A 15,822-nucleotide genomic window follows, 5' to 3' on the forward strand; every position below is an offset into this window, starting at 1 on the left:
TCATCATGCACGCCGTCATCCTCGCGGGCGGCAAGGGAGTGCGGCTGCGCCCGTACACGACGACCCTTCCGAAGCCGCTCGTCCCCATAGGCGACGAGTACTCCATCCTGGAGATCCTGTTGCACCAGCTGTCCCGGCAGGGGTTCGCCACCGTGACGCTGGCCATCGGGCACCTCGGGCACCTCATCCGGTCCTACGTCGGTGACGGGAGCCGGTGGGGGCTGCGCATCGACTACGCCTCCGAGGAGGCGCCGCTCGGCACCATCGGACCGCTGCTGACCATGCGGGACCGGCTTCCCGACGAGTTCCTCGTGACCAACGGCGACGTCCTCACCGACCTCGACTTCGCCGGGCTGCTGGACGAGCACCGGGCGTCCCGGCCCCCGCTGACCGTCGCCACCTACGCGCGGAAGGTCGACATCGACTTCGGCGTCCTCACCGCCGTCGACGGACGGGTCGTCGAGTTCGCCGAGAAGCCCACGCTCGACTACCAGGTCAGCATGGGCGTGTACGGGGTGTCCGCCGCCGCGCTCGCCGAGTACGAAGCGGGGTTCCCGCTCGGCTTCGACGAGCTCGTCCTCGACCTGCTGGCGGCCGGGCGCCATCCGCGCGAGTACCGGTTCGAGGGGTACTGGCTCGACATCGGCCGGCCCGCCGACTACGACCGGGCCAACGCCGAGTTCCCCGCGCTGCGGCCGCAACTGCTGGAGGGCCGCGTCCCGGCCACCCGGCGGTCATGAGCCGGATCCTGCTGGTCGGCGCAACGGGGTTCGTCGGCCGGCACGTCCGGGCGCGGGCGGCCGCCGCCGGAATCGACGTCGTCGCGGCCGGACGGTCCCTGGGGCTCGGCGGCCTGCCGCTGGACCTGACCGCCGGCCCCGGCGCCGTGGCGGCGGCCGTCCGACGCGCCGCACCGGACGCGGTCGTCAACTGCGCGGGGGTCACGCACGGTTCCCCCGCGGAACTCGTCCGGGGCAACGTCGTGGCCGTCGCGAACCTCCTCGCGGGGGTTGCGGCGGTGCCGCGACCCGTCCGGCTCGTGCACCTCGGCTCGGCCGCGGAGTACGGGCACGTCGAGCGGGGCACGCCCGTCTCGGAGCTCGCGCCGCCGCGCCCGCTCGGCCCGTACGGGGTCACGAAGCTGGCCGGGACGGAACTCGTCCGCGCCGCCACCGGGCTCGACGCCGTCGTCCTGCGGGTGTTCAACCCCGTCGGACCCGGCGCGCCCGGCACCACGCTGGCCGGGCGGCTCGCCACCGAGCTGCGCCGCACGGCGGGCACCGGCGAGGACGTGCGGGTGGGACCGCTCGACGCGAGCCGCGACCTCGTGGACGTGCGCGACGTCGCCGACGCGGTGGTCGCCGCCGTTCGCGCCCCCGGTGAGCTGCCCGCCGTGCTGAACGTCGGCAGCGGGCGGGCCACGCCGCTGCGCGACCTCGCGGCGCAGCTGCTGCGCGTCACCGGCGCGCGGAGCCGGGTGCTGGAGGCCGCCGCCGGCTCGGACCGCTCGGCGGGCGTGGCCTGGCAGCGCGCCGACATCAGCGCCGCCGGCCAGGCCCTCGGCTGGACCCCCGTCACCGACCTGACGACGTCACTACGGGACCTCTGGGCAGCGCAACCATGAGTGGGGTGGAGCCTGCCGCGTCGGTGGCCGTGCCGGCGTACTTCCCTCCGGGCGCCGTCTACTGGACGGACCTCGCCGACCCTCGTCTCGGCGCCGTCGTGCTCAACGTCGACAGCGGCGCGGGCACGGTCCGGGACAGCGGGTTCGCGGACGTCGCGCACCGCACGTCCGCCGCCGGGGTGCGGCTCGCCGGGTACGTGGACACCGCGTACGGGCGCCGTCCGCCCGCCGAGATCGAGGAGGAGGTGCGGCGGTACCGCCTGTGGTACGGCGTCCGGGCGGTGTTCCTCGACCAGGTGTCCGCCGTCCCCGAGCACGTGCTGCGGTACCGGCGCATCGTCGCGGGGGTCCGGGCGCGGGGTGCGGAACACGTCGTCCTCAACCACGGCGCGTACCCCGACGAGGCGTACGCGCAGCTCGCCGACCTGCTCGTCACCTTTGAGGGGCCCTGGTCGGCGTACCGGCACGTCCGCGCGCCCGCATGGGCGACGCGGCTGCCGCCCGAACGGTTCTGCCATCTGGTCTACGCGGCGCCGCGGTCGGTTCTCCCGCGCGCGCTCGCACGCGCCAGGCGCTGCAACGCGGGCGTCGTGTACATCACCGACGGGAACGGAGCGAACCCGTGGAACGGCCTGCCCGAGTACTTCTCCAGGGAGCTCTCTCTGGTCTACGCGGGGGACTGATGCCGGCCGTGTCGTTCCGCTGCCGCCGCAGGGCCGTTGCCCTACGCTCACACCCCATGCGTGGACCACTGGTGCGAATCACGTCCGTCCTGGTCGCCGGGACGTCCCTGCTCGCCGCTCCCGCCATGCACCCCGCGGCCACGGCCGCCGCCAAAGGAGACTCCGCCAAGGGAGACTCCGCCGAGGGAGATCTGGGCACGGACCTCGACGCCATCCTCGCCGACGGCCGTCTCAAGGGCGCTACCGTGGGCGCCGTGGTGCGCGATGCCCGGACGGGCGCCGTCCGCTACTCGCGCGGCGCGACGGCGCCGGTGATGCCCGCCTCGAACATGAAGCTCTACACCTCGGGTGCGGCACTGTCGCTGCTGGGGCCGGGGTACCGGTTCCGCACCGGCGTGTACGCCCGGGCCGTGTCCGGATCGTCCGTCAAGGGCGACCTCTACCTCAAGGGCACCGGCGACCCGACGACGCGGGCGGCCGACTACGACCGGCTCGCCGCCCGGGTGGCGGCGCGCGGCATCCGGCGCGTCGAGGGCGACCTCGTCGCGGACGACACCTGGTTCGACGCCGTTCGCACGCCCTCGCACTGGGACCCGACGGACCTGCAGTACTACTACGCCGCGCAGACGTCCGCGCTGACCGTCGCGCCGAACGACGACTTCGACGCGGGCTCGGTCGAGGTGTCGGTGAAGCCGGGCGGCGCCGAGGGCGCACCGGTCGCGGTCGGTCTCGCCCCGGCCACCGGCACCGTCAAGATCGACAACAGGGCGGTCACGGGACGTCCTGGGACGCCGTCCACGCTGGCGGTGAACCGCGCCAACGGCACCGACACCATCGTGGTCAGCGGTTCCCACCCGGCGGGCGCGGCGCCCTACACGACCCTGCGCACGGTCGAGAACCCGAGCCTGTACGCGGCGGACGTCTTCCGGAGCGCGCTCAGGGCGCACGGCGTCCAGGTGAAGGGCGCCACCGAGCGCGGCAGGACCCCGAAGCGCGTGGCCGCGCTCGCCGCCCGCTCCTCGATGCCGCTGTCGCGGCTGATGGTGCCGTTCCTCAAGCTCAGCAACAACATGGTCGCCGAGACCCTGGTCAAGGCGATCGGCCGGGAGAAGACCGGCAAGGGGAGCTGGACTGCGGGGCTGCCCGTGGTCGAGCGGTACGCCCGCGGCCAGGGCGTCCCCGCCGCACGACTGGAGATGGCCGACGGATCCGGGCTGTCGCGCAAGAACCGCACGACCGCGCAGGACATCGGCACGCTCCTGAGGAAGGCGCAGGACGCGCCGTGGTTCGGCACCTGGTACCGGGCGCTGCCGGTCGCCGGTGACCCCGACCGCCTCGACGGCGGCACCCTGCGATCGCGAATGGTGGACACCCCGGCCGCGGGCAACGTGCACGCCAAGACCGGGACGCTGACCGGCGCCTCCGCCCTGTCGGGCTACGTCACCGACCCGTCCGGGCGGCGGCTCGTCTTCTCGGTCGTGCTGAACGGCTACCAGGGCGCGGCGCCCAAGGACATCGAGGACAGGGTCGCGATCCGGCTGGCCGGGGGAGACCCCTCCGCGGTCCGGACGTTCCGCGTCTCCGGGAACGCCCCGCAGGTGGAGTGCTCCTGGATCGGCCGCTGCTGAACGGCGGCCGGTGTTGACCGACGGCGGGGCGCGTCCCGCCGGCGGCGGAACGCGCCCCGCCGGCGCGGATCACCCCTGGTTCTTGGGGATGTAGAGGCGGACGTCGTCGACGAACGCCTCGCCCTCGTAGTAGTTCAGGTGCGGGTCGCCGATGATGAAGGAGTCGGGGTAGGCCGAGCCCTTCGGCCAGTTGTGCTCGGTCGTGTACGTCCCGGCCGGGCCCTTGTGGACGAGCCTGCGGTCGAACCGGCCGTCGTACTCGCCGGGCGTCTGGTTGTAGTGCCAGATCGGGCGCCCGTTCTCCACGAAGTCGTGGTGGACGCGCAGCGTGGTCTGCCCGGTGTGCAGGAACGGGCCGCTCATCTCCAGCGTGTACCCGGTGCGGTCGCGCTCGATGGCGAACCGGTAGGCGGCCTTCGGCATCAGTTCCGGCCGCAGCTCGGCGCTGGTCAGGTGCCCCTCGAACCGGCCGCCCGGCCCGTACCGCCGGTCCATGGACGCCTCCCCGCACGCGGTCTTGGCGTAGTACTCGTTGCTGATGTTGTTGTTGGCGGTCTCGCGGAACAGGTCGCCGCGCGGGAACAGTGCGTTGATCCCGTTGAAGGTGCCGTCGAACGTCCGGTACATCGTGCGGGTCTTCGGGTTGCAGGTCGCGGCGTTCTTCCAGCGGGCGTCGTCGCTGTAGTAGCCGTCCATGATGACCTTGCGCCGGAAGTGGATGCCGGGGTTGCCGTGCGGCGCCGGGTTCGCGTGGTCGAGGATCGTCAGGTAGTAGAACCCGTTCTCCCTCGTCACGTCGGGGTATTGGCACCGGGACTTGCCGGGCAGCGCGCCCTGGAACGTCCACGGGTACCGGGTCTTGCACGGTTCCCTGGTGTAGCCGTTGTGCCTGCCGTTGTAGTCGAACGTGCCGCCCCGCTTGCCGCCGAACTGGATGCCGCGCAGGGTCATCTCCACCCGGTAGTACCGGGGCAGTGGGCGGGTCGGCCGGATCAGGACCCCCGCGTCCCATTTCGGCTCGGAGATCCGCGCGACGTTGTGCCCGCCCGGCAGCGTCACGGCCGACAGCCCGGGGCGGGAGTCGGGCCGCCCGTCGCGGTCCTTGTCGACGGCGGCGACCTCCGCCGTCAGCCACCCCTCGCGCCCGAAGGCGACGCGCTTGCGGAACACGTTGAGGGTCTTCATCTGCCGCTCGAACAGCGGCCCGCTGATCTTCTTCCAGGCCGCCCCGTCGTCGTCGAACGCGTCGACCGCCCACGGGCTGCGCGGCCCCTGCGGGTCCAGCCGCCACGGCGACCCGTCGACGCGCAGCGGCCGGTCGAACTCCTCATGCGCGACCAGCCTCCACCGGCCGTCTCCGGAAGCTCCGGCTCCGGAGGCCCCGACCGACCACCCCGCGGACACGACCGCGGCGGCGGCCGTCCCGACGGCCACCCCCGCCACTTTCCAGCTCGTCCTCAAGACGCACACCCCTCCCGCGGAGCGCGCGGCCGCGCTCCGCCCCCGAACGTCGCAACGCACCGGCATTATATGAACACGGAGGGTGATGAAGGTGGAAGGCCGGGCCCTGACGTCGTCAGCGCTGGGAAAGGTACCTCTCGGCGGTGCCGCGCAGGCGCGCGTGGACGCCGTCGTATGCGGAGACGCCCGGCAGGGCGGTCTTGGGCATCTTCGCGAGCATCGTGTAGTTGGTGTCGACGACGTTGCCCGCCGGGGCGAGCGCCGCCTGGCTGACCAGCTGGTAGGCGTCCAGCTCGTCCAGGCCGAGCAGCGAGGACGTCCAGCCGACCAGGTCGTGCTGGCTGATCCGGAACGCGTCCTCCAGCGGGCGGGCCGAGCCGGTCGACATCAGGTGGAGGTCGTCCTCCAGACGCGGCCAGGCGGGAGCCGCGCCCTTGATCAGGTCCACGACCACGACGGTGCTCATCGCCGCCTCCACGGCGGTCCCGCAGACCTCGCCCTCGCCCTGGCGGCAGTGGCCGTCGCCGATCGAGACCAGGCCGCCCGGCACGTTGACCGGGAAGTACGCGGTGGTGCCCGCGCGCATCTCCGGGGTGTCCATGTTGCCGCCGTGCGCGCCGGGGGTGATGCTCATGATCACCTCGTTGGCGGCCGGGGCCACGCCCACGGTGCCGTGCATGGGGTCGAGCGGCAGCTCGATCTCCAGGTCGCTCGCGCGGGCCCGGAAGCGGCAGATCCCGCGCGCGGCGTCCACGTCGTACATCCACACCCGTTCCGGCAGGGCCGGGTGCAGCATCGCCGTCGTGTGCGTCGCGGTCAGCGCCCCGAAGTGCGGGAAGGTGGACGAGACCGCCCAGTCGCGGGCGGGGCGGATGTCCACGAAGTGCACCGCGACGGCGTCGCCCGGCTCGGCGCCCGCGACGGCGATGGGGCCGGTGACGGGGTTGAGGTAGGGGAAGGTGCACACCCGGCTCGGCAGATCGTCCACCCCTTGGACGGCGCCGCCGAAGCAGTCCTCGGTCGTCAGTTCCACGACGGTGCCGGGCGCGACGGTGAGCGCCGCCTCCCGGCCGCCGAACGCGAAACCGGGCTCGGTGTCCCTCAGCGGGACCACGTCGAACGTCACTTCTCGTCCTCCTCCTCTGCGATGCCGGCCAGGGCCGGACGGCGGTGGGTGACCAGCAGCCCGACCAGCAGCACCAGCCCGATGCCGAGCCACAGGAAGCCCAGCTCCTGCGCGGCGACCTTCGCGTTGACCACCACGTAGCCGAGGATGCCGAAGCCGATCGCCGGCGCGACCAGGTGGCGCCACCAGTCCCGGCTGCCCGACCGGACGACGTAGTGGACGACGACCGAGACGTGCAGCACCAGGAAGGCCGTCATGGCGCCGAAGTTGACGAGCGAGCTGAGCAGCGTGATGCCGTCCTCGCGCTGCTCCATGTAGAGGCCGAGGCCCAGCGAGACGGCCGCGACCAGCAGGGTCGCGTTGACCGGGACCTGCCGCCGGGGATGCACCCTGGCGAGGAACCTCGGCAGCTGCCGGTCCCGCGCCATGGCGTACAGCAGCCGGGACGTCGCCGCCTGCGCGACCAGGGAGTTGGCGAAGCCCCAGGCGATCGCGGTGGCCAGCGCGGTCAGCTTGGCCAGCCACGCCCCGCCCGCGACCCGCGCGGCGTCGTAGAACGCGGTCCCGTCCGGGTCGCCCTCGCCGACCAGCCTGTCGGGGTCGGTCACCAGCAGCGAGGCCACCCACGTCTGGACGATGAACAGCACACCGACCAGCAGCAGCGAGGCCACCATGGACCGTCCGATGGCGCGGGCCGACTCGCGGTTCTCCTCCGCCAGCGTCGAGATGCCGTCGAAGCCGAGGAAGCTCAGCACCGCGATCGACACGGCGCCGAACACCAGCCCCCAGGAGAACGTCGCGCCGTTGTAGATCGGGCTGAGGCCGCCCCCGCCGTGGCCCTTGCCCTGGGCGAGCGCCACCAGGCCCACCACCAGGAAGACCGCCAGGATGGCCAGCTCGGCGACCAGCATGATCCGGTTGATCCGGGCGGTCATCTCGATGCCGAAGAAGTTGACGACGGTGTTGAGCACGACGAACGCGATGAGCCAGAGCCACACCGGGACGTCCGGCACCAGCGAGTTCATCGCCACGCCGGCGATCAGGTAGAGCAGGGCCGGCACCAGCACGTAGTCGAGCAGGATCATCCAGCCGGACAGGAACCCGACCGGCGCCGCGATGCCCCGCCCGGCGTAGGTGTAGACCGACCCGGCCATCGGGAAGGCCCGCGACATCTGCGCGTACGAGCCGGCGGTGAACAGCATGGCCAGCATCCCGATGGCGTAGGCGAGCGCGACCATGCCGCCCGAGCCCTCGAAGACGCTGCCGAAGATGCCGAACGGGGCGATCGGCACCATGAAGATCAGTCCGTAGACCACCAGGTCCCGGAACGTGAGGGAGCGCCGCAGCTCCTGGGCGTACCCGTAGCGCTCGATGCCCTCCGGCGGCGTTGGGTCGACGGCCATGCTTCCTCCTCAGCCGAGGACGCGGGTCGTTCCCGCTCCGCGAACCCTAGAGGCAATCTTTTCAAATGAAAAGGTTTGATGCGCACAGATCTCAGAGGCGGGTGACGACGGTGAGGTCCAGGCCGTCCGCCCTGGCCAGGTAGCCCTCCGGGCGCGGCGGGCCGAGCGGCGCGGCCGACCAGGCGCTCCGCGCGACGGGGTCGGCGCCCGCCAGCAGCCGCGCCGAGGCCGGCCGCCCGTGCCGCGCGGTCAGCATGCCCGCGGCGGCCAGCGCCGCCAGCAGGTGGACGCCGTCGTAGCAGCCCTCCGCGTAGGCGTCGAGGACGGGGGCGACCTCGCCGAACACCGTCCGGTACCGCTCGGCCAGCGCGAGCTGCCGCTCGTCCCCCTGCCCGGCGAACGACCGCATCGCCGAGTACAGCTCACCGGTGTCGTCTCCGCCGGCGGCCAGCAGGACGTTCTCCTCCAGCGCCCCCGACAGCCGGACCACCCCGGCGGACAGCCGCGAGGCGGCGAACACCCGGTTGAACACGGCGAGGTCCCGGCCGACCAGGCTGAGCAGGATCGCCTCCGCGCGCGTCCGCGCCAGCGCGTGCACGACCTCCTCGAAGCGGGCCTCCGGGTCGTCCCCGGCCGCCCACGGGAAGGGGACGAGCCGGTCCAGCACCACCTCGCCGCCCGCCGACCGGACGAGCCGCGCCGCCGTCCGGTGCACCGCCCGCGGCCAGATGTAGTCGCTGCCCACCAGCGCCCACCGCCGCAGCCTCAGCCGCGTGCTCAGCCAGCGCAGCGCGGAGCCGAGCTGCCGCTCCGGCGAGTCGCCGAGCAGCACCACGCCCTGCCGCCGCGGCCCGCCCTCGTGCGGCGGCGTGAACACGTACGGCACCTGCCCGGCGAGCGCCGCCTCCAGGCCCCGGTGCACGTCGCTCGTGTGGAACCCGACGAACGCCTGGACGAGCCCGGCGTCGGCGAGGAACCGGGCCTCGCCCGCCACCGCGCCCGGCGACCGCCCGGCGTCCACCGGCACCAGCTCGACGGCCCGTCCCGCCGCCCCGCCGGAGGCGTTGACCTCGGTCGCGGCCAGGCACGCGGCGCTCAGCCCGGACGGCCCGGTCAGGCCGAGCGGTCCCGACAGGGGCAGCAGCAGCCCGAGCCGCAGCACCGCGGGGTCAGGCCCGGTGACCAGCAACCCCGTGCCGTCCCGCACCACCGCGCGCATGACCGCCGAACCCTTCATGACCAGGCCAAGTATGCTCTCCCCACGGGCGGCTGGCGAGGGAGGCACCGGGTGGTCGAGCGGCACGGCGCGGCGGCGCGCACGGCGGAGACCGAACTCGTCGACCTGCTCACCCGAACGCAGCGGGCCCTGGCCCGCGACCTCGGCGCCCGCCTGGACGAGGAGGGCGCGACGGTCGAGCAGTGGCGGGTGCTGCGCGCCCTCGCCGAGGCCGACGACGTCTCGATGGGCGAGCTGGCGCTCATCGTCGAGATCCCGCACCCCACCCTGACCCGGCTCGTGGACGCCCTGGTCGACTCCGCCTGCCTCTACCGGTCCCACTCCAGCCGGGACCGCCGCCGGGTGTCGGTGCACGTCTCCGACCTGGGCCGCGCCAAGCTGGAGCGGCTGGAGGCGCTGGCCCGCGCGCACGAGCAGGCCCTCGCCGAGCGGCACGGCGACACGATCCAGAACCTGTCAGCCCTCCTGTCCGACCTCTGGAAGGGCATCCGCTGACCCCCGGCCCGGCGCGTTCGCCGGTGTGCGTTCTGTCGGGAGGCGGCCATAGGGTCGGCGCATGTCGCGGCGGCGTTTCGATCAGGCCATGCAGTTCATGCGGACGAGGGAGCCGCGGGTCCGTGAGGACGCCTTCGACTTCCTGCGCGAGCACGCCGACGCCTACGTCGGCGAGCTGATCGCGGAGTTCGCGGCGGAGCGGGACGACCCCGGCCTGCGCTGCTGGCTGCTCGAACTGATCGCCGAGGCCCGGTCGCCGGAGGCACTGGAGGTGTTCCGCGGCCAGCTGGAGAGCCCCGACGCGTCGCTGCGGTTCTGGGCGGTCCGCGGCCTGGAGATGCTCGACACCCGCGAGGCCGACGAGGCCCTCGACCGGGCGCAGGCCAACGGCTGGATCTCCTAGCCGCACCTGGCCATGATCTTGGTGACGCCCGAGACGGCCGCGCCCCCGCACCGCTGACGGCGCGGGGGCCGGCCGGTCCCCGGCGGCGCGGGGTCACCCCCGGCGGGCCTCGATGGCCTCGATGATCCGCGGGCGCATCTCCGCGGCGCGGATGACGGCGTCGACGGAGCCGACCTCGACCGCGCGCCGGATGTCGTGCACGCGGTCGAACTCCGCTGCCACCTCGCCGAGCTTCTCCGTGCGGACCGTCGCGCGCAGCTCGTCCAGCTCCGCCGTCAGCGCGGCGCGGCCGGGGCCCGAGGACGCCGCGACGCGGGCCTCCAGGTCCCGCACCCGCGGGTCGGCGGCGGTCCGGGCGTTGACGTCGGCGGCGAACACCGCCGCGGCGGCCGGGGCGCCGCCGAGCACCGACGCGAACGAGCCCTCCAGCGCGAGCACGGTCATGTTCGGGTTCAGCGTCTTGGAGAACACCACGAACGCGCCGCCGTGGTACCGGGAGATCACGCAGAACACGATGGGGCCGCGGAAGTTGACGATCGCGCGGCCGATCTCGGCCCCGTACTCCAGCTGGAGCTGGCGCATCGACTCCGGCGAGCCGTCGAAGCCCGACAGGTTCGCCAGCACCACCAGCGGCCGGTTGCCGCTGGCCGCGTTGATCGCCCGCGCGGCCTTCTTGGACGACTTCGGGAACAGCGTGCCCGCGGTGTAGGCGTCCGGGCCGTCGGTGGGCGGGAAGCCGCGCCGCGGCACCGACTGCGACTCGATGCCGAGCAGGCACACCGGCATGCCGCCGAGGTGCACGTCCTGCACCACCGCGGTCTCGGCGTCGGCCATGCCCGCCCAGCGCTCCAGCACCGGGTGGTCCTGGTCGGACAGCGCCCGCATCACGGTCCGGATGTCGAACGGCTTCTTGCGGTCCGGGTTCGCCGCGGCGGAGAAGATCTCGCCGACCGTGGTGAACTCGCTGCCCTCCAGGACGTGCGGGAAGGCGGAGACGTCGCGGTCGACGGGGTCGGTCGTGCCGGCGCCGCGCGGCCCCGGCTCCCCGGGCGCGACGTAGGTGTGGTCGTAGTGCGACATCAGGACGTCCCGCGCGGCGATGAGGTTCGGCGCCCAGTACTGCGCCTGCCCGTTCGGACCCATCACCCGGTCGTAGCCGCCGATGCCGAAGTTGTCCTCGGCCGAGACGCCGCCGGAGAAGTCGAGCGCCTGCTTGCCGGTGAGCACCATCGCCGAGTCCGGCGTCATGATCAGGACGCCCTTGGTGTGCATGAGCATCGTCGCCTCGGCGTTCCAGTACGGCTGAGCGCCGACGTTGATGCCCGCGACGACGACGTTGATCTCGCCGCCGTCCTGGGTGAACTCGACGATCCGCTTGAGCGCCGCGGCCACCCAGTCCATGTTCTCCGTGCCCGAGTCCATGGAGACCCGGGCGCCCGAGGACAGCGCGTACCACTCCAGCGGCACCCGCATCCGCTCGGCCAGGTCCAGCGCGGCGATCACGCGGCGGCACTCGGGCTCCGACAGCGCGCCGAGCGACTTGGTCGGGTCGCCGAGCAGCACGACCCGGGTGACGCCCTGCGGGTGCCGCCGGGTCCGCTTGGTGACGACGCCCGCGACGATCGCCGCGCTGTTGCGCCCCTTCGGCCGGTCCACCGGCACCAGGGCGTGGTCGTCGTCGAGGTCGTGCTCGACGAAGTCGCCGAGCAGGTCCGTCAGCTCGTAGGGGTACACGGTGTTGCGGCTGCTCGCCCGCAGCACCTTCTGCCGGTAGCCGTCCAGCGGCTCGACCGGCGCGTCCGACGGCGCGCCGACGGTCAGCCGGGTACCGCCCGTGGCGTCGAAGGAGACCCGGACGGCGACCTTGACCGGCTCGCCCGTCCGCGGGTCGCGCTGCCGTGCGATGAGCAGGACCTCCTCCAGCCCGGCACCCGCCGCCGTCGGCAGCATGCGGCCCGCGAGCCGCTGCAGCTCGGCGCGGGTGAGGTCGCTCGTCGGCCAGACGTAGATCACGATGCGGTTGGTCGGGAAGCGCTTCTTGGACGGCCGCCGCGCCTGCGCCCGGCGGATCGAGTCCAGGCAGGTGGCGAGGGTGTACTCGGCCGTCGGCAGCGAGCGCAGCCTGCCGTCGCCGTCGCGCAGCGCGGTGAGGTCGCGCACCTGCGCGAACGCGACGAGCCGGTCGTCGGACGGGTTGTCGCGCGCCACGCACTGGAAGAGGTAGACCTCCTCGTCCGAGGACGGCAGCCGGGTGAGGTCGAACTTGTGCAGCCGCTCCATCTGCATCCGCTGCGCGATGAACGGGTGCAGGCCGCGGATCAGCCGCTCCTCGGCCATGCCCCCTGTGGGGGGACGACCCCCCACACCCCCCGGATCGCTCCGCTCATCCATCCCGCCGCCCTCCGCCGGGCGGAACGTGAAGTGGTGGTGCATCACCGCGCCGCTGCTGCCCGCGACGGTGGCGGTGAGCCTGCGGACCTGCGGCGGCAGCGGGTGCGCGTTGACGGCCTCCTGCAGCGCGGCGGCCATCGCGTCGAAGTCCTCCGGCTGCCGCTCCCAGGACAGGTAGATGTCGGCGTCGACGGCCTCGTCGCCGGCCGCCAGCTCGGCGAGCCCGCGCAGCGCGCCGCCGAGCGCGTCGAAGCTCACCGCGGAGGAGACCAGGCGCGAGCCCGCGTGCTCGGCGACCACGAACGCGCAGCCGCCGGCCTCCCGGGTGCGGACGCCGGTGAGGTCCTTGTTCCCGTAGTACCGCCGGGTGAGCACCTCCAGCATCACGGCGTTGTTGCGGTTGCCGCGGACGAGCCGCTGGCCGAGCAGCCGCACCAGCGGCTCGGTGCTGCGCACCATCTCGGCGATGAGCTCGTCGCGCTCCGGCGCGTCCGGGTGCGCGTCCAGGTGCCGCAGGTTGCGGCGGACGCGGGCGTAGACGGCGGCGCGGTTGCGGCGCAGCAGCGGCTGGGCGAACCAGGCGAACACCACGCCGCACGCCAGGTCGTAGACCACGGGGAACCGGACCTGGGTCGCGGCCACCAGCCGCTCCAGCGCGAGCCCGGCGGACTCGCGCTGCGCCTCGTCCGGCGGCGGCTCGCCCAGCCACTCGCGCAGCAGCGTCGCGACGACCGAGGCGTCGGCGGACGCCCGCTGCTGGGCCAGGAAGATCCGGAACACCGCCGCCTCGAGCTCGGGGGAGCGCTCCAGGTCGGTGACGCCGTAGTGGCCGAGCGCCTTGGCGAGCTTGGCCTGGAACGCCTGGGGCAGCCCGGCCCGCTCGACGTCGAGGCTCTGCAGGTAGGTGTGGAAGTACTCGCGGGCGCTGTGCACGTGGCCGCCGTCGGTGCCGTCGCCGCCCGCCGGCCGGTTGCGGCTCAGCTCGGCGAGGTCGGCGAACACGTCGATGAGCCCGAGCTCCTCGGCCATCGGCCGGTGCCCGTCCGCGGCGGCGGCCCGGCGCGCGGCGAGGTAGTCGTCCAGGGTCCGGCGCTCGTCGTGCGGGTCGACGTCGAAGCCGAGCAGGAGGCTGCGCAGGTCCTCCTGGCCGCGCGCGGCGCGCCTGCGGGCCGGGACGGCCCCGGGCGCGGCGGGCAGGTCCAGCTCGACCGTCCCGGCCGCCGCGACGTCCGCGACCTCCGCCTCGTCGGCGAGCGGCTCCAGCCGCAGCAGCGGCGCACCCGTCTCCACCTGGCTGCCGACGGTGACGACGCACTCCTTCAGCCGCGCCCTGAACGGCGCCCGCAGCACCGTCTCCATCTTCATGCTCTCCAGGACCAGCACCGGCGCGCCCGCCTCGACCTCGGCGCCGACCTCCAGGGGCGTGGCGACGACCAGCGCGGGCGCCGGCGAGCGGACGACGCCGCCCTCGTCGCGGCTGACCCGGTGCGCCACGCCGTCCACCTCGACGAAGTGGACCGGCCCGTGGGTGCCGGTGAGCAGGCGGTACCGGGCGCCGTTGACGGTGATCTGGCCGAGGTGCCGGTCGAAGCGTTCGAGTTCGACGTCGGCGGTGCGGACCTCGCCGCCCGCCTCGACGGCGACGCGGAACCGGTCCGCGCCGACCCGGGCCACCCGCACCCGGTAGCCGGCGCCGCGCAGCTTGAGGTCCAGCGGCCGGCCGCTCTCGTGCCGCGCCTGCGGGCGCCCGCCGGACGCCGTCGACAGCAGGCGCCGCCGCTCGGCGCCCTCCGCCTCCTCGTAGGCCTCGATGGCGGCGGCCGCGAGCGCGACGGCGGAGTGCCGGTGGGTGACGAGGTCGCCCTCGGCGCGGACGCGGTCGATCCAGCCGGTGTCGGCGCTCGCGTCGATCACCTCGGGCCGGTCGAGCAGGTCGAGCACGAAGCTCTTGTTCGTCGCGCCGCCCTCGATGATCACCGTGGTCTGGGTCATCGCGCGGCGCAGCCGGCCGAGCGCCTCGTCCCGGTCGCGGCCGTAGGCGATGATCTTGGCGATCATCGAGTCGAAGTCGGCGGGGATCGTGTCGCCCTCGCTGACGCCGGTGTCCACCCGGATGCCCGGCCCGGCGGGCAGGTCCAGCCGGGCGATGCGGCCCGGCGAGGGGGCGAAGTCGCGGTCGGGGTCCTCGGCGTTCAGCCGCGCCTCGATCGCGTGCCCGCGCTCCGCCGGCGGCGCGCCTTCGAGCCGTCCGCCGGAGGCCACGTGCAGCTGCGCCTTGACCAGGTCGATCCCGGTGGTGGACTCGGTGATCGGGTGCTCGACCTGGAGGCGGGTGTTGACCTCCAGGAACGCGAACATGCGGTCGCCGGGGTGGTAGAGGAACTCGACGGTCGCCGCGCCGCGGTACCCGACCGCGACGGCGAGCCGCTCGGCCGACGCCCTGAGCTCGGCGGTCTGCTCGGCGTCGAGCACCGGCGACGCCGACTCCTCGATGATCTTCTGGTTGCGGCGCTGCACCGAGCAGTCGCGCACGCCGAGCGCCCACGCGCTCTCCCCGTCCGCGATGACCTGGACCTCGACGTGCCGGGCGCCGGTGACCAGGCGCTCCAGGAACACGACGCCGCTGCCGAACGCCCGCGCCGCCTCCTGGCTGGTGCGCTCGTAGGCGTCGGCCAGCTCGGCCTCGCTGGTGATCACGCGGATGCCGCGCCCGCCGCCGCCCGCGGTCGCCTTGAGCATCAGCGGGTAGCCGATCCGCGCCGCCGCCGCGACCGCCTCGTCCAGGGTCTCGACCGCGCCGCGGCTCCACGGCGCCACCGGGACGCCGACCTCCTCGGCGATCAGCTTCGCGCCGATCTTGTCGCCGAGCCGGCGCATGGCCTCCGCGCTCGGCCCGACGAAGGTCACCCCGATCCGGTCGCACAGCTCCGCGAACGCCGGGTCCTCCGCGACGAAGCCCCAGCCGACCCACGCGGCGTCGGCGCCGGTCTCCACCAGCGCGCGCTCCAGGACCTCCAGGTCCAGGTACGGCCGGGCGGACGCGGGCCCGAGGTCGTAGGCCAGGTCCGCTTCGCGGACGAAGGTGGCCGTCCGGTCGACATCGGTGTACAGGGCGACGGTCTCGATCCGCGTCCCGCTCTCCGCGGCGATGTCCCGTACGGCGTGGATGAGCCGCATCGCGGCCTCACCCCGGTTCACGATGGCGACACGACTGAACACCCGACCGAGCCCTCCTGTAGACGATGTGCGCCGTTGGACGACGTGAGCTGCCAGACGATGTGCGGCTCCCGGGGCACGGCGCACCCGGACACATTCACCTTTCCGCCCAGAGGGCGGCGGCGCCATGCCGCCGACAACGCACGCTGCGCCGC

General features: G+C 73.8%; 11 protein-coding genes. 6 read left to right on the forward strand and 5 right to left on the reverse strand.

All coding sequences use genetic code 11. The features are described from left to right. Positions 1–5 precede the first annotated feature (5 nt). From BJ999_RS04590 to dacB, 4 genes are read left to right on the forward strand one after another with little or no spacing between them, the layout of a single operon-like run. On the forward strand, positions 6–740 hold the full coding sequence (locus BJ999_RS04590; RefSeq protein ID WP_179832117.1) for a nucleotidyltransferase family protein: 735 nt from the start codon (positions 6–8) through the stop codon (positions 738–740). After that, positions 737–1,624, forward strand: coding sequence for an NAD-dependent epimerase/dehydratase family protein (locus BJ999_RS04595; RefSeq protein WP_179832118.1), 888 nt, complete (start codon positions 737–739; stop codon positions 1,622–1,624). The genes BJ999_RS04590 and BJ999_RS04595 overlap by 4 nt, the downstream gene beginning before the upstream one ends. Positions 1,625–1,629: 5 nt before the next feature. After that, complete coding sequence (locus BJ999_RS04600) at positions 1,630–2,307, forward strand: spherulation-specific family 4 protein (RefSeq protein ID WP_179832119.1); 678 nt, start codon at positions 1,630–1,632, stop codon at positions 2,305–2,307. Between the two features lie 56 nt (positions 2,308–2,363). Next, a complete protein-coding gene (gene dacB / locus BJ999_RS04605; protein ID WP_179832120.1) occupies positions 2,364–3,935 on the forward strand; it encodes a D-alanyl-D-alanine carboxypeptidase/D-alanyl-D-alanine endopeptidase in 1,572 nt (523 codons plus the stop codon). A 69-nt stretch (positions 3,936–4,004) separates the two neighbouring features. On the opposite strand, the gene BJ999_RS04610 is transcribed toward dacB, so the two are convergent. From BJ999_RS04610 to BJ999_RS04625, 4 genes are all read right to left on the reverse strand, one after another. Then, positions 4,005–5,369 (reverse strand): hypothetical protein, encoded by a 1,365-nt coding sequence (locus tag BJ999_RS04610; protein WP_179832121.1) that lies wholly within the window; start codon positions 5,367–5,369, stop codon positions 4,005–4,007. 142 nt (positions 5,370–5,511) lie between these two features. Continuing rightward, positions 5,512–6,522: an acetamidase/formamidase family protein gene (locus BJ999_RS04615; protein WP_179832122.1), complete on the reverse strand. Its 1,011-nt coding sequence runs from the start codon at positions 6,520–6,522 to the stop codon at positions 5,512–5,514. After that, the gene (locus tag BJ999_RS04620; protein ID WP_179832123.1) at positions 6,519–7,925 is read right to left on the reverse strand and encodes an APC family permease; all 1,407 of its coding nucleotides are present in this window, start codon (positions 7,923–7,925) and stop codon (positions 6,519–6,521) included. Before BJ999_RS04620 ends, BJ999_RS04615 begins: the two co-directional genes overlap by 4 nt. Before the next feature lie 91 nt (positions 7,926–8,016). After that, positions 8,017–9,162 carry a substrate-binding domain-containing protein gene (locus BJ999_RS04625; protein ID WP_179832124.1) on the reverse strand — a complete coding sequence of 382 codons (1,146 nt, stop codon included), beginning with the start codon at positions 9,160–9,162 and terminating at the stop codon, positions 8,017–8,019. A gap of 51 nt (positions 9,163–9,213) precedes the next feature. On the opposite strand from BJ999_RS04625, the gene BJ999_RS41745 reads away from it, so the two are divergent. Next, the gene (locus tag BJ999_RS41745; RefSeq protein WP_179832125.1) at positions 9,214–9,657 is read left to right on the forward strand and encodes a MarR family winged helix-turn-helix transcriptional regulator; all 444 of its coding nucleotides are present in this window, start codon (positions 9,214–9,216) and stop codon (positions 9,655–9,657) included. A gap of 61 nt (positions 9,658–9,718) precedes the next feature. Then, positions 9,719–10,060: a HEAT repeat domain-containing protein gene (locus tag BJ999_RS04635; protein ID WP_218934937.1), complete on the forward strand. Its 342-nt coding sequence runs from the start codon at positions 9,719–9,721 to the stop codon at positions 10,058–10,060. A 93-nt stretch (positions 10,061–10,153) separates the two neighbouring features. Here BJ999_RS04635 and BJ999_RS04640 read toward each other — a convergent pair whose 3' ends face one another. Continuing rightward, complete coding sequence (locus BJ999_RS04640; protein WP_179832126.1) at positions 10,154–15,670, reverse strand: ATP-binding protein; 5,517 nt, start codon at positions 15,668–15,670, stop codon at positions 10,154–10,156. Positions 15,671–15,822: the final 152 nt, after the last annotated feature.

Source organism: Actinomadura citrea (assembly GCF_013409045.1).
In the GTDB taxonomy this organism is placed as follows: Bacteria; Actinomycetota; Actinomycetes; order Streptosporangiales; family Streptosporangiaceae; genus Spirillospora; species Spirillospora citrea.